Genomic DNA, 22,122 nt, shown 5'->3' on the forward strand with positions numbered 1-22,122 from the left:
AGCAGATTAACGAGTTTCTTTCAGGGTGCCGCGAGGCAGCAGGCTTTGTACAGCAGCGCGTTGCAGCACAACTTCAACAGGTTTGTCACCCATTTCAGCCACTTCCAGCGTGATGTACGATTCGTTGATTTTGCTGATTTTTCCCAGCAAACCACCCGAGGCGATCACTTCATCGCCCTTCTGCAGGGTTTCAACCATGGCTTTGTGTTCTTTCTGACGCTTCATTTGGGGACGAATGGCCAAAAAATAAAGTACGCCAAACATCAAAATGAGGGGCAGGAAGCTTAAAAGGCCACTTTCCGGGCCAGCGGCTGCGGATTGCGCAAACGCGGATGAAATCACAGTCATCTCCTTAAAGTTGTGATGGGTTCGCGCCGAGTATACAACGCTTGACACTTAAAATTCAGACCAAAAGGCTTGACTTGGGTTCCACTTAAAGATTCACTTGGTGATTGTGGGAACAATAAAAACAGGCTTTGATCTATGTCGAGCAAGATAGAACAGGCAACCCTGGGCGGGGGTTGTTTCTGGTGTACGGAAGCTGTTTTCCGGCAACTCAAGGGAATTGAGCTTTGCGAATCGGGTTACAGCGGCGGTAGCGACCCCAACCCCAATTACGACAAGGTGTGCGGTGGACGTACCGGCCACGCCGAAGTTATTCGGCTGCACTTTGATCCGGAATTGATTTCATTCCGTAAAATTCTGGCGGTATTTTTTGCCATTCACGACCCCACCACCTTGAACCGACAAGGCAACGACGTGGGCACGCAGTACCGGTCTGTGATCTTTTTCCACAGCCCAGAGCAACATGACACTGCCGTGGCGTTTGTGGAAGACCTGGAGAAGCGAAAAATTTTTCGCGACAAGGTTGTCACCGAAATATCACCCTTGCTGAATTACTTCCCCGCGGAGAAGTACCACCAGGAATATTTCGAGAACAACCCCATGCAGCCTTATTGTGCTTATGTGGTGGCTCCCAAGGTTGAAAAGGCAGAAGACCTGTTCGGCGACATGTTCAAGCGTTAACTTGCCTTGTATTTGCCCATGCAGTGCGAAATGGCCCAAGCGGCCATTTGCATGCCCATGGTGGCGGTCACGGTAACCACTGAGCCATAACCTGCACAGTTCAAGCCAGCAGACGGCTCGCAGGCCTCACTGCGCTTGACCTGCTCTGCTGAATAAAACACAGACACACCCAGTTTTTTCTTGGGGTCTTTGGCATAACCATGTTCACGGCGCAGTGTGTAACGCACTTTGGCCAGCAGGGGGTCGTTGGTGGTGTCGCGCAAGTCGGCTGGTTGCACCAGCCAAGGCTTTGTTTTTCCGCCAGCACTGCCCGACAACACCACAGAAATATTCAAACGCGCGGCCACTAGCGCCATGGCGACTTTGGCACGCACATTGTCGCAACAATCCAGCAACACCTTGTACTTACCGGGCGTGGCCGAAAATTCCGTCAACAATGTTTGGGCATTGTCCGGTTCCAGAAATGCGTCCACCAAGGTGATTTGGCACTGCGGGAAATAGCTGTGAATGTGATCGGCCAGCGCTTTGATTTTCTCTTGGCCCAGTGTTGTGTCGCAGGCCTGAATTTGCCGGTTGATATTGCTTTCAGCCACATGATCCATGTCGACCAGCGTAATCCGCCCAATACCGCTACGAGCCAAAGCCTCGGCAGCCCACGAACCCACACCACCCACGCCAACCACCATGGCGTGAACATCTTGATTGAGAAAGGCATGGGCGCCATCGCCATACAGGCGATTCAATCCACCAAAGCGACGGCTCAAATCCGGATCGTCGTTCATCAACGCGCTTCCAGATCAACGATACTCACCGCCACTTCACGGGTGTCGTTGCCACGCATCACCAACAAATTTGCGGTGCCGCCCACACCAATTGCTTCCAGCGCCTTGGAAAGCTGCAACACATTGGCCACAGGTTTGCGGTCCACGGCAATAATGATGTCGCCGACCACACCCGCTTGCAAATCAAACGGTTTCAAACCAGCCTTTGCAGCCGGCGAGGCTGGCTCAATGCCCATCACGGCAACACCGCGAATACCCAGGCGGCGGGCCAGCGACTCGTCGGCTACAGCAATACCAATGCCGGGGCGCGGCAAAGTGCCCCGCTCGATTAGCTGGGGCACAATTTGATTGACCAAATCCACCGGAATGGCAAACCCGACCCCCGCGGAGGAACCACTTTGCGAGAGTATCGCCGTGTTCACACCAATCAAACGCCCAGCGGAATCGAGCAAAGGCCCACCCGAATTACCCGGATTAATTGCGGCATCGGTTTGAATGACATCTGGAATTTCACGCCCATTGCTGACAGGCAGGGTTCGCCCCAAGGCGCTGACAATGCCTGCGGTCAGGGTTTTGGACAAACCAAAGGGGTTACCAATCGCAAACACCGACTGGCCCACTAGCAGGTCACCAGAAACACCCACAGGAATGGGGCGAAGATTGGCAGGCTTGTTAACCAGGCGAATCACGGCAAGGTCATAGGAAGGTGCAATACCCACCAAGCGAGCAGGCAGGGGCTCAGAATCATCAAGCTGCACGCGAATGCGGCTGGCTCCCTCCACCACATGGGCATTGGTCACAATGTGCCCGGCATCGTCCCAAATAAAACCGGAACCAGTGCCTTCAGCGACACGCCTGAAAAACAGTTGACCTTGCACACTCTCGGTAAAAATGTAGGCCACAGAAGCCTTGGACACCTCAAACAGTTCCACCACGCTTTTTTCACCTGCGGCGAGATCACCCCGCGCCTCGACCACACGCGGTGTGACATTTTCCGGGCGACTTGTGAACAGGTTTTCGATACTTGACTGGTTGTACAGCACATAGAGCAAAGCCACGAACAACACAAAGGCTAGCAATGCTGTGGCTGAAGCACCGCGTTGATTCTGGTTCGGTTTCACGAATTTGGATCCTGCTGGTTAACTTCGGGATTCGGGTTGAATTGAAAACGCCGGGCCACTGCATTCGAATCAATTTGTATTAATTTGAAGGTGCAAGTGCGCTGACCGGTGGAGGTCTTTTTGTCACGCCGCAATTTGGTGCGTGCGGCGATCAAGGAGTCGGGATCGCAGTCGGGAACAGCCCAGCAGGCCTGGTGAACAAGTTCACCACCGCTTTCTTGAAGCCCGGCAGCGAGCAAGTCCATGTCATTGCTGTGCAACAGGCCAATGCCTTGCTCGCCTTCAATCAATACCCTGCCCTGTTCATCCTGATACATGGCCAAAGGCCACCCCACCAGGCCGGTGTGCGTGCTTAACATTAAGTCGCCTTGTGCCAAGGGGTGGATTCGATACACCCAAGGCGTGTAGGCCAAATGCACGTAAGCCTTTTGAGGACCATTTTGAAAATAAAAACGACCGTCAGGTTCGCAGCCGTAATTGCGGGCCATGAAATTCAAAATACGCGGATGGCTAATTGTTAACCCTTCCGGTGCCGGCCCGGTAAGCAGCCAGTCGCCCTGCAAGTTCAGTTTGAGCCAACCTGCGATAGCCGGCACATTGGGCCAGCGCGCCAGTGCCTTTTCTACAAGATCATCCACCGCTCACTCCCGTGTGTGGTCCAGTGTGTTGCGCAAAGAAAGCATCGCACTGCTTGGGTAACCAGTCCAGCCCCAAACGCAAATTGCGACCATCGGCAAAGCCCACATGCCCGCCATGATCGGTGAACAGGCAGTTCACCAGCGGCGACACCTCATGCGGCCCGGGCAAATGCTGCCCGTTCATGAAAGGATCATTTTTGGCGTGAATCATCAAAGTGGGTACCGCAATGTGTTTCAGCAAGGGCTTCGCTGATGACACTGCATAGTAATGCTCGGCATCCCGAAACCCATGCCAAGGGGCGGTTACACGGTTGTCAAAATCGAAAAAGTCTTTGCAAGCAGCAATGTCTTCAATCTTTCCCAATTCAGGAAATCGTTTGATTTTCTCAATTGATTTTGGAATCAAGGTATTTAAAAACATGCGGGTGTAGACCCGATTAAATCCTTTGGCCAAGGAGTTTGCACCTGCGAGTAAATCCACGGGTGCGCTTACAGACACCGCAGAACTGATCACTTCTCCAGCTTGCTTTTCTTGCTCGCCCAGCCACTTTAGCAGCACATTGCCACCCAACGAAACACCGGTGACATGCATGCGGTCAACAGCAGGAAATTCGCTGCGCAGTCGGCGCAATATCCAGTCCATTTCAGCCGAATCACCTGAATGATAAGCACGTGGCATTCGATTATTTTCGCCGGAACATCCCCGAAAATGCACAACCACACCCACAGCCCCTGCCATGCGGGCCTGGTTCATCACCGCAAGGCTGTAGTGGCTGCGCGAGCAACCCTCGAGACCATGAAACAACACCCACAGCGTGTGGTGTTTTACAGCTTGTGCAGGGGGTTCGGTGAAATCGAGGTCGATGAAGTCGCCATCGGGCGTGTTCCAGCGCACACGGTGATAATGCACGCTGGGTTTGTTGGCCCAGCGGGCTGCCAGAATGGTTTGGGAATGGCCCTCGGGAAGCCACCAGGGCGGACGGTACACCATACTGCCTCAGTGCCCTTAGTGCAGCGTGGGCTGCGGGTCGAAGTCGGACAAATCATCCTCAACCATTTCTTCAGCGTCCATGGCCGGGCTTGCGTGATGCATCACGATTTTCCAACCGTTCGGCCCCTTGTGATACACATTGGTCGCATTCACCTGCACCACATGGGGCTCACCGCGTGAGCTGCTCATCATCACCTGTTCAACAATGTTGTGCACCGAGACCATGACACCTTCCACACGGTGCACCGGCACCACGCGAATTTGAAGCGCGCCTGCCGAAAGAATTTCTTTCCAGGAGTCGCGCACGTCGTGATAACCCTCCACGCGGGGACCACCCGGGTGAATACACACCACATGCTCATCATCTGCCCACAGGTCCATCAGGGCTTCCAGATCGGCTGCTTCCAGTGCCTCGTAAAAGGCTTGCTCGATGTCTTGCGGGGAGGAATGAATAACTTTGGCTCGGGACATTCAACGCACTCCAATCGGTATTAATGTGTTTTGAATGGGACTCACTGAAACACCACGGTTTTTGATCCGTTCAGAACTACACGGTGCTCACAGTGCCATTTCACAGCGCGGGCCAACACCATGCATTCGGTATCACGGCCACGGGCAGTTAGTTCTTCAGGTGTTAAGGAATGGTCTACGCGGGCCACATCCTGCTCAATAATCGGACCTTCATCCAGATCGGAAGTCACATAATGCGCAGTGGCGCCGATCAGCTTGACCCCTCGATCGAAAGCTTGTTGATAAGGCTTGGCACCTTTGAAGCTTGGCAAAAAGCTGTGGTGAATATTGATCACCCTGCCCAACATGTCGCGGCACAATTCAGGCGACAAAATTTGCATGTAGCGGGCAAGCACCACCAGGTCAATTTTTTCGCGCTCAATAATTTGGCGAATTTGTATTTCCTGCAGTTCTTTCGCCTCGGTCTTCACGGGCAGGTGATAAAACGGAACCCCGTACGACGCAGCCAGCAAAGCAAAGTCCTGATGATTCGATACGATGGCAGGAATTTCACAGGGCAGTTGCCCGCTTTTCCAGCGAAACAACAGGTCGTTCAGGCAATGGCCAAACTTGGACACCATCAGCAACACGCGTGGCTTTACCCGCGCATCAAAAAACTGATATCTCATGGCGAACGGCTCTGCAACCTTCGCAAAATTGGCCTGTAACTCGACTTCAGTCAGCTTGCTTTCAAGGGGCAATGAAAAATGCACGCGCAAGAAAAAAAGGTTGGTTGATTCGTCGCCAAACTGGGCGGAATCCAGAATGTTGCACTGTTGGTCAAACAAAAATTTGCTGACGTTGTACACAATACCCGTGGTGTCTGGGCAAGAAATAGTCAGGATGTAATCACGCATGGTAAGGCCAGGGTGCATTGAAAATGGGCTTGTAAGATCATACTCCCTGAGAAGCAGGCACCAACTGATCCGACACCATTTTCGGGTCGAGCTTTTTCAGGCAATCGGTGTGGCCCAGCGGGCATTCTCGCTGGAAACAGGGGCTGCACTCCAGCTGCAGGTAATACACCTTGGCCTTGTTGCTCAAGGGTGGGGTGTGGTGCGGGCTGCTGGAACCGAACACCGCATGCACCTGCACATTCAATGCTGCAGCCACATGCATTAATCCAGAATCGTTGGTCAGCAACTGGCTGGCTGCTGACATCAGTGCCATTGCTTGGGCCAAACTTGTTTTGCCTGCAAGGCTTTCAGCGCGGGACTGCAAGTCTACCGGCAACAGGCTGAGAATTTCAGCACAAAAAGCGGTGTCTTTCGGACCGCCGAACAACACGACCTGCTGCAAGGGATTGCGCAGCAAAAACTCAATGGCCACCGCCGCAAAGTGCTCAGCGGGCCAGCGCTTGGCCGGACCGAACTCGGCACCAGGCGCCAAAGCCAGGAACCCTGGCAGCAAGCCGAACTCGGTGCAGGCAGCAGTGCCCATGCCCGCCTCAACATTCAACACCGGGAACTCAAGCAACTCGCCTGAATAAGCACCAAGCTGGCCGTACCACTCGATCATGGGTGGTTTGGCTTTCTTGGATGGCTTTGGCAAAGCGTGGGTAAGCACAGCAGTACGAAGCTCGCCGCTGTAACCCACCCGCTTTGGAATGCCTGCAAACCAGGGAACCAGCGCCGACTTCAGTGAATTGGGCAACACCACGGCCATGTCAAACCCACGGCCAGCAAGCGATGCGCCAACCTGCCTGCGCAAGCCCCATTGCAACTTACCGTGAGAAAAAGGTTCGACCTGTACTGCACGCACTGCGTGACTGAACTGGTATACCGGCGCTGTGACCGGGGGAGCCAATACGTGAATTTCGCAAGGCCTGCCGTCTGCAGACCGCAATGTGTTGTCTTGGTGCAAAGCCTGGATCAGCGACAGGCTCATGACCGCATCGCCAATCCAGTTGGGGGCAACAATCAAAACCTTCAATGTGCGTGTACTTTTGCACCAGGTTTCAAGGTGTACACCGTGCCGCAGTAAGGGCAGGTGGCCTTGCCTGTTTTGGTGACATCCAGATAAACCTTCGGATGCGTGTTCCACACCGGCATGGCCGGGTTGGGACAAAATGCAGGCAGTTGATCACCATCAAGCTGCACTGTTTCATGTTTTGCTTTTTTGTCACTGATCATGATGAATTACACCCGTGTCAGCCAGTGTTCATACTTTTCATTTCGACCATACACCACGTCGAAATAACGCTTTTGAAGCTCTTCGGTAATCGGGCCGCGAGTGCCCGCGCCAATGGTTCGGTTGTCCAGCTCACGAACAGGCGTCACTTCGGCCGCAGTACCAGTGAAAAAACACTCATCGGCAATGTAAATGTCATCACGCGTCAAGCGCTTGCTTTTCACTTCCATGCCCATTTCACGGGCCAGGGAGATGATGGTGGAGCGGGTAATACCTACCAAGGCCGATGCAATTTCAGGCTCATAGATGCAACCGTCTTTGATCACGAACACGTTCTCGCCTGCACCCTCAGCCACGAAACCGTCCACGTCGAGCAACAGGGCTTCATCGTAACCATCTTGAATGGCTTCGGTATTGGCCAAAATGGAATTGGCGTAGGTGGCAGCAAATTTGGCACGGGCCATGGTTACATTCACATGGTGGCGAGCATAAGAGGAGGTTTTTACCCGAATTCCCTTTTGCAACCCTTCTTCGCCCAAATAGGCACCCCAAGGCCAAGCGGCGATGGCCACGTGGGTTGCTGCCCCCTTGGGTGACACACCCATTTTTTCCGAGCCATAAAAGGCGATCGGGCGGATATAGCAGGAATCAAGATTGTTGGCACGCACCACTTCGCAACAGGCGTCCATGATCTGCTCACGCGTGTACGGCATGTTCATGCGGTAAATGTGGGCAGAGTTGAACAGGCGGTCTGTGTGCTCTTTCAACCTGAAAATGGCTGGGCCCTTGTCAGTTTTGTAGGCACGCTCGCCTTCGAACACCGACAAACCGTAGTGCAAACTGTGTGTGAGCACGTGAATTTGCGCTTCACGCCACGGCACAAGCTTGCCGTCAAACCAGATAAAGCCATCGCGATCGGCCATTGACATGCTGAATTCTCCGAAATTCCAAGATTTACCAAACCGACATATTCTACAACCCAACAAGCACCGAATTGAGCGCACTACGTTGACTCGGTGAAGAATGAACCACTATAGTGCAATCAACCACCATAAAAAAAGAAGTACACCTATGAAGCAATGTCTGGCGAATGCTCAACCCCGTTGGACGCGTAGAAAACAAGAGCGCCCACAAGAACTACTCGATGCCGCACTGACCATTTTCAGCGAAAAAGGATTTGCCGGTGCCCGCCTTGAAGATGTAGCCAAAAGCGCAGGCGTGAGCAAAGGCACCGTTTACCTGTATTACTCCAACAAGGAAGAGCTGTTGAAAGCAGTGGTGAAAGAACATGTTTCACCCATTGTTGAAGAAGCCAAAAGCCTGCTGGAACCCGACAAAAGCTCAGCCAACCTGATTCGCGAAGCAATCCACCTGTGGTGGCTGAAGTACGGCTCGACCAAGCTGAGCAGCATCACAAAAATTGTACTTTCAGAAGCCAATGCCTTTCCCGAACTGGGCCGCTTCTTCTATGACGAAGTGGTTCGGCCCTGGTGGGACTATCTCGAATCTGTGCTCAAACGTGGCATTTCCCGCGGAGAATTCGCCGACATCGACACCGAGTACGCCGCCCAGGTGTTGTGCGCACCGCTGGTTACCCTTGGTTTGTGGAAACGGACCATGGATGGTTGCTGTGGCGTGGAAACCAACCCCATGCGTTACATAGAAGCGCACATTCAAATGGTGCTGAATGGTTTGACCTGCCCGCAAACATCGCGTGTCGCATAAAATTTGCTAAAATAGCGAGTTACCCATTTCCCCACGCGAGAACCCGCCATGGACTTCGAGAAAGCCCGCTTCAACATGATTGAACAACAAATCCGCCCCTGGAACGTGTTGAACCAGAAGGTGCTTGATTTGCTTGAACTCATCAAACGCGAGAATTTTGTGTGCTCCGGTCTGGAAAAACTGGCATTCACCGACTGCGACCTTCCAATCCGTGTGAGTGGCGCAGACACCGGCGAGGCCATGTTCAGCCCCAAAATGGAGGCGCGCATTCTTCAGGAAATCGAGTTGGGTACCCATGAAAAAGTGCTTGAAATTGGCACGGGCACAGGTTACATGGCTGCGCTGATGGCACAGCAATGTGCCCACGTTACCACCATTGAATTGAACCCGGCCATTGCTGAACTGGCCCGTAGCAACCTGAAAAAAAATGGCATTACCCGCGTGAAAGTGCTTGATGGTTGTGGCTTTCAATTGGCCCCTACACTTGGCCAGTTTGACGCCATTGTGCTGTCGGGCGCCACGCCGATCATGCCGGCAGGCCTGCTGGAGGCAGTCAACCCACTGGGGCGCCTGATGGCCGTTGTTGGCCGGGCACCCGCCATGCAGCTGGTGTTGGCCCGGAAGTCCCGCGATGGCCAATTGATTACCACCCCGTTGTTTGAAACCATGACCAAGGTGTTGATCAACGCACCCAAGGCCAGCGAATTCGTATTCTAAGGACACGGGACTCATGACCCAGCCCGATCAAACCGTACCCCTGCGACACGTATCGGGCTTCAAACAGTGTTTATTAATGGCCTTGCTGGGTTTGGTGTTTGCGGGCCACGCGGCGTGGGGGCAAACAGCAGCGCCCCAAAATCTGCTCAAGTTATACAACCTGGCCAAGCAAAATGACCCCACCTTTCAGGCAGCGGCCTCGCAATTGCGGGCCGACCTTGAAACTGAAAACCAGGCTTTTTCAGCCTTGCTGCCCAACATTAATTTTGGGGCACGCATTGAAAAGCAGGACAACACCTACGATGCATTCGGCATGTCGATCGAAGCAAGCCGCAATCCCGGCACTTACAGCCTGGTACTGAATCAAGCCCTGTTTCGCCCCCAAGCCTGGGAAACTTACAAACAAAGCCAGTTGAGCGGAGAAGTCGCCAAACTGCAGTTTCAACAAGCCGAGCAAGAACTGGTTTTGCGACTGACACGCGCCTACTTTGATTTACTGACAGCGCAAAACGACCTGTCCAGCATTCGCGATCAGAAAGCAGCCATTGCCGAGCAACTGGCACTGGCCAAAGCCAATTTTGAAGTGGGCAGCGCCACTGTCACCGACCAGCAAGAAGCCCAAGCCCGGTTCGATCTGGCTGTGGCCCAAGAACTGGCCGCAGAAAACCAATTGGCGCAGCGCAAACTGCAACTGGAAACAATTGTGGGCATGCCGGTAGACAAGCTGGCCACACTTGCCCCATCAACCCAACTAAGCGCCCCATCTCCGAACACAACCGAGGCCTGGGCTGAACAGTCCCGAAACAACAACCTGATCGCGCAGCAGGCGCGACTTGCCAAACTGATCGCCAAAGGCGAAAGCAACAAAGCCAAATATGGCCACTTGCCCACCTTGGACCTGACGGCGCAAATGGTTGAAACCGAGCAGCAAATTTTTGACGGCAACACGGGGCGACCTTTTGACTTGGGCGTTGACAGCACCACCATTGGCTTGGTCATGAACATACCGATTTTTAGTGGGGGCGGCACCCAAAGCCAGGTGCGCCAGCAGGCAGCCCTGCTGGAAAAAGCAATGAACAATGTAGAACTGGCGAACCGGAATGCCACACAGGCTGCGAAATCGGCTTTTCTGGGGGTACAAACCAGCTTGGCCCAGGTCAAGGCATTGGAAACAGCGCTGGCCTCGAGTGAACTGGCCCTAAAATCGAACAAAACCGCCTATGAGGTGGGAGTCCGAATCAATGTCGATGTATTAAATGCCCAGCAACAATTCAATGCCACTCAACGTGACCTGTCCAAAGCCAAGTACGCAAGCTTGATCAATATGTTGGAACTTCAGGCCGTGGCCGGGCAATTAAACGTGGAATCGGTTCAGCAGATCAATCAGCTTTTGGTTCAATAGCGGCCCTGGTTCAGTACATCGAAGCTGCGCTGGGTTGCGCCACGATGCCCCCGAGCATAGGCAAAGGCGGCTTTCTTGGCCTCGTCATTGCCCCGAAAACCACTCAGGTAAAACTCACATGCCGCCAGCAAATGCTCAAATCGGCGAGCCGCACTCGCGGCCAATGCATCGTCTGCGGCCTTGGCAAAATTGAATGTATTGGGCCCCATCCACACGGGGCAACCGTAGGCGCAGGCTTCAATCAGGTTTTGCCCACCAAAAGGCAACCAGGAGCCGCCCAGCAAAGCCAGATCAGCCACGCTGTAATACGCAGGCATTTCACCCATGGAATCGCCCAACACCAGCCGCGCCTGGCCAAACCCCGCCAGTGCAATATTGCTGCCCGCATTGAACGAGGCACTTCTGCGCACTGGGCGCGCAACACCCATTCGTGTCGCGGCCTCGGCCATTAAAGCAAACACTTCATCAAAGCGCTGGGGGTGGCGCGGCACAATCCACACACTGGCTTTGGGCATGCGCTTGAAAAACTGACATCGGTTTAAGGCGTCCAGGAGCAAGGCCTCTTCACCTTCCCGGCTACTGGCAAACAACACCACTTGCTCGGCCTGGGTTGCCTCTCGCCAAACACGCCCCATTGTGACCAGCTCGGGTTTTAGGGCCACATCAAACTTCAGGTTGCCACACACCGCGTTCACAGGTCGACCAAGGTTCTGAAAAACATTGGCGTCAGCCTGGGTTTGGGCAATCAAGGTGCCAAGGCTTTGCAACACGGGTTTACTGATCGCGCCAAATTGAGCCAATCGCTTCCCGGTGGTGGGCGAAACACGTGCATTGAGCAAGGCGGTGTGAACCCCTTCCTTGGCAGCGCCCAAGAGTAAATTGGGCCAAAGCTCGGTTTCAACCACCCAAAGTGCATGCGCCTGCACCTGCTTTAATGTGCGGGTAACCAAGTAGGGCAAATCGTAGGGCAGGTAAAAAAACCGAACATTGTTCAATGCGGAATACAGCTGCTGACAAGTGGCCAAACCGGTGGGTGTGGTGCAAGAAACAGCCCATTCGTGCTGCGGATAAACCTTGGCCCAATGCTGGACCAAAGGGGACACGGCATGGGCCTCGCCCACCGACACGGCATGCACCCAAATCCGCTTTTGCCCAGCGGGCACAGGCTTGAATTCAGGCAGGCGCGCCAAAAAACGCTGGCCCCACGCTTGCCTGTATTCGGGCTGCCGAATGCCGCGTTTGAGCAAATACAAAGCCAAAACTGGCTGAAGCAAAAAAAGAATCAGGCTGTAAAACCACAAAAAGATGCGAGCAGACACACTCAAAGTTTATTTCCCCGTAGCAAACGCGTTGCCGCTTCAAACACTTCGCCTACCGCTGGTTCTCGCCCCACATCGCCCAAACTAATGGCATGCGGGTTAAACCGTGGCGCGAATCGCCAGGCCGGCGTGGCAAAAAACAAAGCGACCATGGGTAAATAATGCGCGGCAGCCAAATGCGTTATACCGGTATCCACACCAATAACCAGGCCAGCCTTTTCAAGGCGCACGCGTAACTCGCCCAAAGCCAAGCGGGGCATGACCTCGACCCGGGAAATGCCAGCGGCTATTTTTTCCGCCTGCTGGTGCTCGGTATCGCTGCCCCAAGGCAGTTTGACCGCATAACCAAGATCAGAGAAACGATGTGCCAACTCACGCCATTTGACGATTGGCCATTTTTTTTCGTCGCGAGCGGTGGCATGTAAAAACCAGATTTCAGCACCGCGGGGAACGGCAGGAAGCACTTTTTGCGGAGCAATGTCATAGAAAACTGGTTTGCCAAGCAAACGATAACCCAACAGCCCAGCCGCTAACTCCCGCAGACGCTCGACTGCATGCGCTTGCGGATCCCACCCTGCCCGCTTCGCGTAGAAGAGGCAAGCCAGACTTTCCTTGGCATAGGAAAAACCAGGACCCATCAGAGTGCCCTTCGCGGCCCGGGCCAAGACTGCGCTTTTGATCAAACCCTGTAGGTCAATGATCGCGTCGTATTGCCTGTCTGCCAAACGGCCCCTTAGCAACTTCCATTGCTGCCAGGTGTAACGAATTCCCTGTTTGCGCCACTTGCGCAAATTAACCGGAACTACCTCGTGAACATGGCGACTGCCGCGCACCAGGTCAGCAAATGGCTCTTCTACCATCCAGTCGATCTGGACAGCAGGGTCGTGGGCGTGAATATCATTCAAAACCGGCAAGGCATGAATGACATCTCCCATGGAAGTGGTCTTAACAATTAATATACGCTTCATCTAGCGCTTAGGTTGATCGCAACCGCATCATTGTAAGCGGCAAGCGAGCAACCATTCCGAATCCGCTCAGCCAAGGAACGATAAATCTGAACACAGCAGCCAACAACCGCATTGCATTGTCCGCCGTGCTGATCACATTGAATGCGGGCAAACAGATTGCCGCTGCCCTGGAGAGCCTGCAATTTTGCGCAGACCTTGTGGTGGTTGACTCCAACAGCAGCGACGACACAGTTGAAATCGCCCAGAAATTCGGCGCCCGGGTTGTGCAGCAAGACTGGCTCGGCTTTGGTCCACAAAAACAATTCGCGGTGGCCCAAGCCACCCACGACTGGGTGCTATGCCTGGACGCAGACGAACGCGTGACGCCCGAACTGGAGCGCAGCATTCGTGCGGTGATTCAGCAAGCTGAACATGGTCTGTTGCCAGCAGATGTTGCCGGTTTTGACATGCCACGTTGCAACTTTTTTCTGGGCCGATACCTGCGCCATGGTGAAGGTTATCCCGACTACTCACGCAGACTGTTCAATCGACGTGATGCGAACTGGAGCGATGACGCGGTGCATGAAAAGGTAGAAAGTGCCTTGACCAACGTTCGCTTTGAAAAACTGGAAGGTGATTTGTTGCATGAATCAGCGGAAAGCCTTGAAAGCTATTTGTCTAAACAAAACCGCTACACGAGCATTCAGGCACACGCCTTGGCGACAAGTGGCAAGTGGCCAGGCCTTGGCAAGCTGGTGTTGTCACCCGTGGTGCGCTTTATCAAGTTTTACCTGGTTCGCAAAGGCTTTCTGGATGGTTGGCCTGGCTTGGTACACATCGCAATTGGGTGCTTTAACAGCTTTATGAAATACGCGAAAACACGCGAGTTGATGCAACAGAAACGCGAGCGCTGATTGGCATGCAGCGTGCGGGAATATTATCCCAGCCCCCGAACCTTGCAAGCCCCGTTTGCTTGAAGGCCCAAAAGAGAAGGGATCATCCCTTGCTTTGGGAACCGGAGGACCAACTCGCGCTGCGCACTCAGGCAGGTCCGTCCGGGGTCCTTCGGACCATCCCAAAGCCGCGAGCTGACAAAGCATGTGGGCCTTCTTGAATCGCAAACTGCGGATTGCGCAGGTTCAGGGGCTTAGTGGGAATTCTTCTAAGATCACCGACGTTAATAGTCGGCATTGAAATAAAGTGCTGCCAGAGCACCAGCCCCGGCAGCATAAGACGCTGGATCAGTGACCCAGAATTTTTGAGAGGAACAACTGCGCACGTTCAGAGCGCGGAGTACCAAAGAAATCTTCCTTGGTGCAGTCTTCCACGATATTGCCTTGATCCATGAAAATAACCCGGTCTGCCACCTTGCGTGCAAAGCCCATTTCATGGGTGACACACATCATGGTCATGCCTTCATGTGCCAACTCGACCATCACATCAAGAACTTCATTAATCATTTCAGGGTCAAGCGCCGATGTAGGCTCATCAAACAACATGCAAATTGGGTCCATGGACAGGGCACGTGCAATCGCTACACGTTGCTGCTGACCCCCAGACAGTTGACCGGGAAACTTCTCTGCCTGGGCCTTCAAGCCCACGCGATCCAGCAAACCCAGGCCTTTGGCTGTGGCTTCTTCCTTGGAGCGACCCAGCACCTTGATTTGCGCGAGGGTCAGGTTCTCGGTAATGGTCAGGTGCGGAAACAACTCAAAGTTCTGGAACACCATACCCACACGTGAACGCAACTTGGGCAGATCTGTACCTTTGGCCCCCACGGAAATTCCGTCTACGGTGATAGTGCCTTCTTGAAAAGGCTCCAGCATGTTCACGGTTTTAATCAAGGTTGATTTGCCAGAACCCGATGGGCCACACACCACCACCACTTCCCCTTTTTTTACTGAGGTTGTGCAATTGGTGAGCACCTTGAAACTGCCGTACCACTTACTTACTTTATTAATTTCAATCACAGTGCTCTCCTGCTATCGAATGATTTGAGTTTTTTTCTGAAGCGCCTTCACCAGCATGGACATGCTGAAACAGATCGCCAGATAGACCAAGGCCACGAATGTGTACATTTCAACCAAGGCGCTGTCGCGCTGTGCAATTTTCGACGCGGCCCCCAGGAAGTCAGTTACAGACAGCACATACACCAATGAAGTGTCTTGGAACAAAATAATGGTTTGAGTCAACAACACGGGAAGCATGTTGCGGAAAGCCTGCGGCAATACAATTTTCGCCATGGTCAAACGGTAATTCAGGCCCAGCGCCTGTGCTGCTGCAACTTGCCCTTTCGGAATACTTTGAATACCCGCCCGCATAATCTCGCAGAAAAAAGCTGCTTCAAACATGATGAAAGTGATGTAGGCCGACCGGTCCGGACCAACTTGTGGCGGACGCTCGTACCCCATGATCGATTGCAAAACAATGGGTACAAGAAAGTAGAACCAGAAAATGACCAGAATCAATGGAATGGAACGCATCAGGTTCACGTAACCCGCTGCGATCATCGCCAATGGTTTGATGCCAGACAAACGCGCCAAAGCCAAAAGCGTGCCAAAAAAGATGCCACCCAAACAGGCCACCACGGTAAGCTGCACCGTGTAGCCAAGGCCTTGCATCAGATAGGGTAGCGACGTGCTGATTGCACTGAAGTCGAAGTCGTTCATTATTTACCCCCCGTGATGTAACCGGGCACCGCAGTTCGGCGCTCGACCATTGCCATCACCCTGTTCACGGACATTGCTACGATCACATACAACACCGTAGCGGCAATGTAGGCCTCGAAGAATGCAAAGGTGACTTCGCCCATTTCCCGGGTTCTGAAGGTGAGTTCGGTCAAACCGATTGTCAGTGCCACCGAGGAGTTCTTGATCAGGTTCATGGCCTCGGATGTCATTGGCGGCACAATGATTCGATACGCCATGGGCAACAACACGAAACGATATGTTTGGCCTTCGGTCAAACCCAGGGCATAACCTGCAGCCCGTTGCCCCCGTGACAGCGACAAAATACCCGACTTGACTTGCTCAGCCACCCGCGAAGCGGTGAACAAACCGAGACAAACCACGGATGCCAGGAATTGTACGAAAGTGGGGTCTTGCTCAATCGACCATTCTTTCAGGGCCGGGATGAATTCTGGCACCACGAAATACCAGAGAAAAAATTGAACAATCAGTGGGATGTTGCGGAAAATCTCCACGTATGTGTTGCCCAGAAAAGCCAGTGGCTTACTGGAGGCAGTGCGCAACACACCCATCAAAGAACCCACAGTGAAGGCAATGACGCCCGCAACTGCGGATGTGGCAAGGGTCCACAGCAGGCCGGAAAACAGCATTTCCCACCACACCAGGGTTTCACCTTCCACGATCGGCTGAAAAAACAACAGCCAATTCAGGTCGCTATTCATTTTGGATACTCCCGAGTCAATATTCTCGGCCAATATAAGTAAAAGGCCGGCTCACGTTTGAAACGCTCAGCCGGCCCGTGACTAACTAGGGCAGATTATTTAACGCCTTTGTCGTTTGGATTCGCGAATGCTTCCTTCAACAAGGAAGACATCGGGAAATTCAGGTTCACGTTTTTCGGAGGAATGGGATTCATGAACCACTTGGTATACAGCTTTTCAGCCTCACCAGACTTGATCATGCCGTTCACGGATTCGTCGAGCAAAGCCTTGAACTGTGGATCATCCTTGCGCAGCATGATGCCGTAAGGCTCTGTACGCAGAATTTCCGGCAGGAACATGAAGTCGTCAGGATTCTTGCTTTGAGCAACCAGACCGGCAATCAGAATGTCGTCCATCACGAACGCTTTGGCGCGATCGTTGGCCACCAACAAGAAGCTTTCAGCGTGATCTTTGCCGTAAATTTCTTTGAAGTTGATGTTTGCACCTTTCTCGTTTTGCTTGATCAGCTGAACGGAAGTGGTACCGGAAGTCGTCGCAATGGGCTGACCATCGAGATCGGCCAGGGAGTGAATACCACTGTTTTTCTTCACGACAACTTTCACGCTGGTGATGAAGGTGCTGTTTGCAAATGAAACCTGTTCCTGACGGGCCACGGAGTTGGTGGTGGAACCACATTCCATGTCGATCGTGCCGTTTTGCAGCAAAGGAATGCGGTTTGCAGAATTTACGGGCTGCAATTGCACATTCAAGTTCGGCATTTTCATCTTGGCTTTGACTGCCTCGACCACGTTGTTACACATGTCCATGTGGTAGCCGATGGGCTTCTGATTGTTGTCCAGGTATGAAAACGGAACAGAGGACTCACGGTAACCAACAACAATCGTTTTGGTTTCGGAAATCTTTTTCAAAGTACCCGTGAGATCTTGGGCAACTGCGGGCTGAACAGCGGCTACACTGGCCACGGCCAACGCTGCTGCGAGGAGATTCCTTTTCATTTTTGCTCCTTGAATGAAAAAAATTAAGCACGAACTGTGCACACACCCTGCGCCATACGAACCAGGTTCGTGACGGTACTAAAGTTTTATTCTCCGAGGACGGGTGAGAACCTCGGGCCTGAGTATTTCATTCAACTGCTGCTCTGACAGCAAGCCTTTTTCAAGAACAAGCTCGGAAACCTTCCGGCCGGTTTTCAATGCAGTTTTTGCAATCTCAGATGCTTGATCATAGCCTATGTAAGGGTTCAGTGAGGTGGCCAAACTGGCTGATTCCTCGACCCTTTGACGCAAAAGTGACTCATTTGCGGTAATCCCTAATACGCAATTTTTCGTGAGCGTTTTACAGGCGGCGGTTAAGTGATAAATACTCTTGAACAGACTCCATGCAATGATGGGCTCAAATGCGTTGAGTTGCAGCTGCCCTGCCTCGGCCGCCATGGTCACGGTAACGTCGTTTCCGATCACCTCAAATGCCACTTGGTTCACCACTTCCGGGATAACCGGATTGACCTTGCCCGGCATGATGGACGAACCCGCAGCACGCGGCGGCAGGTTAATTTCGTTCAGACCCGCCTGGGGGCCTGAAGACAGCAGGCGCAAATCGTTACACATCTTGGACAACTTCACCGCCACGCGCTTGAGCACACCAGAAAGCTGGACAAATGAGCCTGTGTCCTGAGTGGCCTCGACCAGATCTGCGGCGGTAACCAGGCCCAGCTGGGTAATTTCCTCGAGGTAGTGGCGTGCACGTGCCGCGTATTCCGGGTCGGTGTTGATGCCAGTGCCAATGGCCGTAGCACCCAGATTGATCTCGGAAATCAGGCTGGTGGCTTCGCGAAGGCGAGCCATGTCTTCACCCAACATGACCGAGAACGTTGCGAACTCCTGACCCAGGGTCATGGGCACAGCGTCTTGCAACTGCGTGCGGCCAATTTTCAGGATTTTCCGGAATTCAAAGGCCTTTTCGCCAAATGCCTCTTTCAGTTCTTCCATGGCCACCAGCAAGCCAGAGATGGCATTGATCAAGCCAATTTTTACGGCAGTGGGGTACACGTCGTTGGTACTTTGCGAGGCATTCACGTGCTCGATGGGGTGCACCACCTTGTAATCGCCCTTTACTCCGCCCAGTATTTCAATGGCGCGGTTGGCGATCACTTCGTTGGCGTTCATGTTGGTGGAAGTGCCCGCACCGCCCTGAATAACATCCACCACAAACTGGTCGTGCAACTTGCCGGTACGAATTTCCTTGCAGGCTTGGGTAATGGCTTTGGCCAAATCAAGGGGTATGGTGTCCAGGTCGGCATTGGCCTTGGTGGCAGCCCATTTCACTGCAGCCAGTGCATTAATGAGTTCAGGCGCGTTGTAGAGGGGAAAACCGGTGATTTGATAATTGTCGAGGGCACGACTGGTGTGCACACCCCAGTAGGCTTCAGCGGGAATTTTCTTCTCTCCGAGAAGATCTTTTTCCACGCGATGCTCTGAGTGCTGCTTGACCATGCCATCCCCTAACTAATTTTGAATGTGGGCCATGCTAAATCTTTAGTGCCCCGCACTCCAATACTTAATCAGCATTAAACCATGCATTTCCCGCATATCCAAAGAAACCCTAATAAGGGTTATCCACACTGAGGGGTATTAATCTGGCCAGTAATGCCAAATCAATTCGACCTGCTCATGGGCAACCGAGTTCTCGGTGTGCCGATGGATTCGACGGTACAGCCGAACTTCCATGTCAGTGAAATAAGGACCAGGAATTTTGCACAGACCAGAACCCTCGGCCACGGCACTTTCGGGCAGCCAGGCCACCCCCAAACCAGCCTCGCACATCGACTTCAGGCTTTCAGACATGTCGGTTTCGAACAGCGATTTTTTCAGGAAAAGCGGTCCCCCCTCCATGGCGATGTCTGTCATCTTTGACAGGTAAGCATGCTTGGAATACGACAAATAAGGCACTGGTAAGGGCGCCAGGGGGTCCAGCGAATACCTGGGGCCGCCTTCAGCGTTGACAGCGCTGTAGGGCTCAAACCGCTCAACACCCAATATTCGCACCTCAAATTTGCTGGGATCAAGCTCAATCGGTTCACGGCTATGGTGGTAACACACCAAAAAATCGCTTGCACCGTCGGTGAAATAAAGCACAGCATCATGCACATTGCTTGCGGTCAGCTGAAAGCTGAGGTCGGGCAGTCGGTCGGCAAGCTTGGCTTTCAAACTGCTGACCCAGTGTGGCGCTTTGCTGCAGGCCAAGGTGTGCGGTACCACAAGCCGAATGGGTTGGCGGCTTTGTAAACTACCGCCCCGAACAATGGTGCGGGCCTGGCGGATTTGCTCGAGCATGGTGAGCGCCTGCTCGTAAAACACCTCGCCTTGAGGGCTCAGGCGTGTGGGGTATGAGCCCCGGTCGATCAGTTCGCAGCCCAGCCACCCCTCTAGCGCCTGTATGCGCCGCGAAAAAGCAGGTTGTGTAACACATCTCAAGTTGGCCGCTTTTGAGAAATTCTTGGTTTGAGCCAGCGTGATGAAATCTTCAAGCCATTTGGTTTCCATGGGCAGACGCGTTGGGTTGACTGTGCTGTTGAATCAGCCACATTCGGGCGTATTCACCGTTCTTGTCAAGTAATGATTCATGGCTGCCACTTTCAATCACCTCACCCTGACTAATCACGAGGATCTGATTGGCATGAACCACTGTGCTCAAGCGATGCGCGATGATCAAGGTAGTGCGGTTGCGCGACAACATTTGCAGCTCTTGCTGAATGGCGCGTTCGGACTTGGAATCAAGCGCAGAGGTCGCCTCGTCAAAAATGAGAATCGCCGGATTTTTCAGAATTGTTCGAGCAATGGCCACTCGCTGCTTTTCACCACCGGAAAGCTTCAAACCGCGCTCACCCACTTGGGTGTTATACCCATCGGGCTGATTCACAATGAACTCGTGAATATGGGCTGCTTTGGCGGCAGCTTCAATTTCTGCCTGGGTTGCCTCGGGCCGACCATAGGCAATGTTGTAAGCGATGGTGTCGTTGAACAGCACGGTGTCTTGAGGAACAATGCCAATGTTTTTGCGCAGCGAAATTTGTGCAATATCCCGAATGTCTTGCCCATCGATCAGAATTGCACCGTCGGTGACTTCATAAAAACGGTACAGCAAACGCGACAAGGTGGATTTACCGGCACCACTGTGCCCAACCACCGCCACTGTGTGGCCTGCTGGCACGGTGAATGACATTTTTTTAAGCACCATGCGGCGTTCATCGTACGCAAAATTTACATTGCGAAACTGGATTGCCCCACCTTTCACATGCAAGTCGGGCGCATCGGGTTTGTCCTTCACTTCCAGGTTTTCATCCATCAAACCAAACATGCGTTCAATGTCAGCCAGGGCTTGTTTGATTTCACGGTAAATCACGCCGAGAAAATTCAGCGGGATGTACAACTGGATCATGAAAGCATTGACCAACACCAGGTCGCCCAGAGTCATGGAACCATCCAGCACACCGGCAGTGGCACGCCACAACACCAAGGTAACAGCCACGGCGATAATTGCACTTTGTCCGGTGTTCAACAGGGTCAGCGACTTCTGGGATCGAATGGCAGCCTCTTGCCATGCCGCCATGCTTTTGTTGTATCGCTTGGACTCAAAACGTTCGTTGCCAAAGTACTTCACTGTTTCATAATTGATCAGAGAATCGACCGCCCGCACATTGGCTTTGGAGTCGAGATCATTCATGGTGCGGCGAAAATGAAGCCGCCACTCGGTAATTTTGACCGTGAAGAATATGTACAGTGACAAAGCCACCGCAGTGATGGCGGAGAACCAGATGTCGTAGTTAATAAACAAATAGCCAACCACCAAAACAATTTCAATCAGCGTGGGCAAGATGCTGTACAGGGTGTAGCTGACCAGGCTGGAAATGGCCCGGGACCCCCGCTCGATATCACGGGTCACACCACCGGTTTGCCTGTTCAGGTGAAAACGCAGGGACAGCGCATGCAAATAGTCAAACACCTGTATGGCAATGGCACGAACCGCATTTTGGGTGACCCGTGCAAATAAAAACTCGCGCAGCTCAGTGAATACGGTGGTGGATAGCCGCAACAAACCATAGGCCACCAACAGCACAATCGGCATGGAAGCAGCCGCCAGCAGGGCATTGCTTTGTAACAACGGGGTTAGTGCGTCAATGATTTCCTTGAGCACCAAGGGCACACCCATATTGGCCACTTTGGCTAGCACCAAACAGGCAATGGCAAAAATAACCCGCCATTTGTATTCCCAAAGGTAGGGCAAAAGCTGGGCAATGGTGCCCCAGTCGCTTCGTTTTCGGGGTCTTGGCGGGGCGGACTCCACCGGTGCGGTTCTGCGCATGCGATACTTCTCGGTACAAAAATAATAGGCGATGTGGGCAATGC

At 53.1% G+C, this 22,122-nt stretch carries 24 protein-coding genes; 5 read left to right on the plus strand and 19 right to left on the minus strand.

From position 1 onward, the window contains the following. Nucleotides 1-6 precede the first annotated feature (6 nt). On the minus strand, nt 7-348 hold the full coding sequence (yajC, locus tag P0D43_RS00900; RefSeq protein ID WP_159568931.1) for a preprotein translocase subunit YajC: 342 nt from the start codon (nt 346-348) through the stop codon (nt 7-9). A gap of 135 nt (nt 349-483) precedes the next feature. On the opposite strand from yajC, the gene msrA reads away from it, so the two are divergent. Next, a complete protein-coding gene (gene msrA / locus P0D43_RS00905; protein ID WP_159568932.1) occupies nt 484-1,026 on the plus strand; it encodes a peptide-methionine (S)-S-oxide reductase MsrA in 543 nt (180 codons plus the stop codon). Here msrA and P0D43_RS00910 read toward each other — a convergent pair. Genes P0D43_RS00910 through P0D43_RS00950 form a run of 9 tightly spaced genes read right to left on the minus strand, consistent with a single transcriptional unit; the run spans nt 1,023 to nt 8,127 of the window. Next, complete coding sequence (locus P0D43_RS00910) at nt 1,023-1,808, minus strand: ThiF family adenylyltransferase (RefSeq protein ID WP_159568933.1); 786 nt, start codon at nt 1,806-1,808, stop codon at nt 1,023-1,025. The genes msrA and P0D43_RS00910 overlap by 4 nt on opposite strands. After that, the gene (locus P0D43_RS00915) at nt 1,808-2,929 is read right to left on the minus strand and encodes a S1C family serine protease (protein WP_394673019.1); all 1,122 of its coding nucleotides are present in this window, start codon (nt 2,927-2,929) and stop codon (nt 1,808-1,810) included. Before P0D43_RS00915 ends, P0D43_RS00910 begins: the two co-directional genes overlap by 1 nt. Beyond that, nucleotides 2,926-3,567 carry a DUF2946 family protein gene (locus P0D43_RS00920; protein ID WP_341237557.1) on the minus strand — a complete coding sequence of 214 codons (642 nt, stop codon included), beginning with the start codon at nt 3,565-3,567 and terminating at the stop codon, nt 2,926-2,928. The genes P0D43_RS00915 and P0D43_RS00920 overlap by 4 nt, the downstream gene beginning before the upstream one ends. Next, nucleotides 3,560-4,558 (minus strand): hydrolase, encoded by a 999-nt coding sequence (locus tag P0D43_RS00925; RefSeq protein ID WP_394673020.1) that lies wholly within the window; start codon nt 4,556-4,558, stop codon nt 3,560-3,562. Before P0D43_RS00925 ends, P0D43_RS00920 begins: the two co-directional genes overlap by 8 nt. A gap of 15 nt (nt 4,559-4,573) precedes the next feature. After that, nucleotides 4,574-5,029, minus strand: coding sequence for a nuclear transport factor 2 family protein (locus P0D43_RS00930; RefSeq protein WP_105028166.1), 456 nt, complete (start codon nt 5,027-5,029; stop codon nt 4,574-4,576). Between the two features lie 41 nt (nt 5,030-5,070). Further along, on the minus strand, nt 5,071-5,925 hold the full coding sequence (purU, locus tag P0D43_RS00935; RefSeq protein ID WP_159568937.1) for a formyltetrahydrofolate deformylase: 855 nt from the start codon (nt 5,923-5,925) through the stop codon (nt 5,071-5,073). A gap of 37 nt (nt 5,926-5,962) precedes the next feature. Continuing rightward, nucleotides 5,963-7,000 carry a lipopolysaccharide heptosyltransferase II gene (gene waaF / locus P0D43_RS00940; protein ID WP_341237555.1) on the minus strand — a complete coding sequence of 346 codons (1,038 nt, stop codon included), beginning with the start codon at nt 6,998-7,000 and terminating at the stop codon, nt 5,963-5,965. Then, the gene (locus P0D43_RS00945) at nt 6,997-7,200 is read right to left on the minus strand and encodes a zinc-finger domain-containing protein (protein ID WP_008249601.1); all 204 of its coding nucleotides are present in this window, start codon (nt 7,198-7,200) and stop codon (nt 6,997-6,999) included. The genes waaF and P0D43_RS00945 overlap by 4 nt, the downstream gene beginning before the upstream one ends. A gap of 6 nt (nt 7,201-7,206) precedes the next feature. Continuing rightward, nucleotides 7,207-8,127: a branched-chain amino acid transaminase gene (locus tag P0D43_RS00950; RefSeq protein ID WP_341237554.1), complete on the minus strand. Its 921-nt coding sequence runs from the start codon at nt 8,125-8,127 to the stop codon at nt 7,207-7,209. A 142-nt stretch (nt 8,128-8,269) separates the two neighbouring features. On the opposite strand from P0D43_RS00950, the gene P0D43_RS00955 reads away from it, so the two are divergent. The 3 genes from P0D43_RS00955 to P0D43_RS00965 are packed head-to-tail and all read left to right on the plus strand — an operon-like array spanning nt 8,270 to nt 11,042. Next, on the plus strand, nt 8,270-8,923 hold the full coding sequence (locus P0D43_RS00955; RefSeq protein WP_159568940.1) for a TetR/AcrR family transcriptional regulator: 654 nt from the start codon (nt 8,270-8,272) through the stop codon (nt 8,921-8,923). Nucleotides 8,924-8,971: 48 nt separating this feature from the next. After that, entirely contained in the window at nt 8,972-9,640 is a 669-nt protein-coding gene (locus tag P0D43_RS00960; RefSeq protein WP_159568941.1) for a protein-L-isoaspartate O-methyltransferase, read from the plus strand. Nucleotides 9,641-9,653: 13 nt separating this feature from the next. After that, nucleotides 9,654-11,042, plus strand: coding sequence for a TolC family outer membrane protein (locus P0D43_RS00965; protein WP_394673021.1), 1,389 nt, complete (start codon nt 9,654-9,656; stop codon nt 11,040-11,042). On the opposite strand, the gene P0D43_RS00970 is transcribed toward P0D43_RS00965, so the two are convergent. Next, the gene (locus P0D43_RS00970) at nt 11,036-12,361 is read right to left on the minus strand and encodes a 3-deoxy-D-manno-octulosonic acid transferase (RefSeq protein ID WP_394673022.1); all 1,326 of its coding nucleotides are present in this window, start codon (nt 12,359-12,361) and stop codon (nt 11,036-11,038) included. The two genes, P0D43_RS00965 and P0D43_RS00970, sit on opposite strands and share 7 nt — an antisense overlap. A 2-nt stretch (nt 12,362-12,363) precedes the next feature. Next, nucleotides 12,364-13,329, minus strand: coding sequence for a lipopolysaccharide heptosyltransferase I (waaC, locus tag P0D43_RS00975; RefSeq protein ID WP_394673023.1), 966 nt, complete (start codon nt 13,327-13,329; stop codon nt 12,364-12,366). 125 nt (nt 13,330-13,454) lie between these two features. On the opposite strand from waaC, the gene P0D43_RS00980 reads away from it, so the two are divergent. After that, nucleotides 13,455-14,222 carry a glycosyltransferase family 2 protein gene (locus P0D43_RS00980; protein WP_394673024.1) on the plus strand — a complete coding sequence of 256 codons (768 nt, stop codon included), beginning with the start codon at nt 13,455-13,457 and terminating at the stop codon, nt 14,220-14,222. 327 nt (nt 14,223-14,549) lie between these two features. Here the strand turns inward: P0D43_RS00980 and P0D43_RS00985 are convergent, their stop codons facing one another. From P0D43_RS00985 to P0D43_RS01015, 7 genes are all read right to left on the minus strand, one after another. Next, on the minus strand, nt 14,550-15,278 hold the full coding sequence (locus tag P0D43_RS00985; RefSeq protein ID WP_394673025.1) for an amino acid ABC transporter ATP-binding protein: 729 nt from the start codon (nt 15,276-15,278) through the stop codon (nt 14,550-14,552). Between the two features lie 12 nt (nt 15,279-15,290). Further along, the gene (locus P0D43_RS00990; RefSeq protein WP_159568947.1) at nt 15,291-15,977 is read right to left on the minus strand and encodes an amino acid ABC transporter permease; all 687 of its coding nucleotides are present in this window, start codon (nt 15,975-15,977) and stop codon (nt 15,291-15,293) included. Continuing rightward, nucleotides 15,977-16,717, minus strand: a complete 741-nt coding sequence (locus P0D43_RS00995; protein WP_159568948.1) for an amino acid ABC transporter permease — start codon at nt 16,715-16,717, stop codon at nt 15,977-15,979. The genes P0D43_RS00990 and P0D43_RS00995 overlap by 1 nt, the downstream gene beginning before the upstream one ends. A gap of 95 nt (nt 16,718-16,812) precedes the next feature. Further along, the gene (locus P0D43_RS01000) at nt 16,813-17,712 is read right to left on the minus strand and encodes a transporter substrate-binding domain-containing protein (protein WP_394673026.1); all 900 of its coding nucleotides are present in this window, start codon (nt 17,710-17,712) and stop codon (nt 16,813-16,815) included. A gap of 78 nt (nt 17,713-17,790) precedes the next feature. Further along, nucleotides 17,791-19,209 carry an aspartate ammonia-lyase gene (gene aspA, locus P0D43_RS01005; protein ID WP_159568950.1) on the minus strand — a complete coding sequence of 473 codons (1,419 nt, stop codon included), beginning with the start codon at nt 19,207-19,209 and terminating at the stop codon, nt 17,791-17,793. A 138-nt stretch (nt 19,210-19,347) separates the two neighbouring features. Beyond that, nucleotides 19,348-20,259, minus strand: coding sequence for a LysR family transcriptional regulator (locus P0D43_RS01010; RefSeq protein WP_159568951.1), 912 nt, complete (start codon nt 20,257-20,259; stop codon nt 19,348-19,350). Beyond that, nucleotides 20,240-22,078, minus strand: a complete 1,839-nt coding sequence (locus tag P0D43_RS01015) for an ABCB family ABC transporter ATP-binding protein/permease (protein ID WP_394673027.1) — start codon at nt 22,076-22,078, stop codon at nt 20,240-20,242. Before P0D43_RS01015 ends, P0D43_RS01010 begins: the two co-directional genes overlap by 20 nt. Nucleotides 22,079-22,122: the final 44 nt, after the last annotated feature.

It is taken from the genome of Limnobacter sp. (assembly GCF_043511195.1).
Taxonomy (GTDB): domain Bacteria; phylum Pseudomonadota; class Gammaproteobacteria; order Burkholderiales; family Burkholderiaceae_B; genus Limnobacter.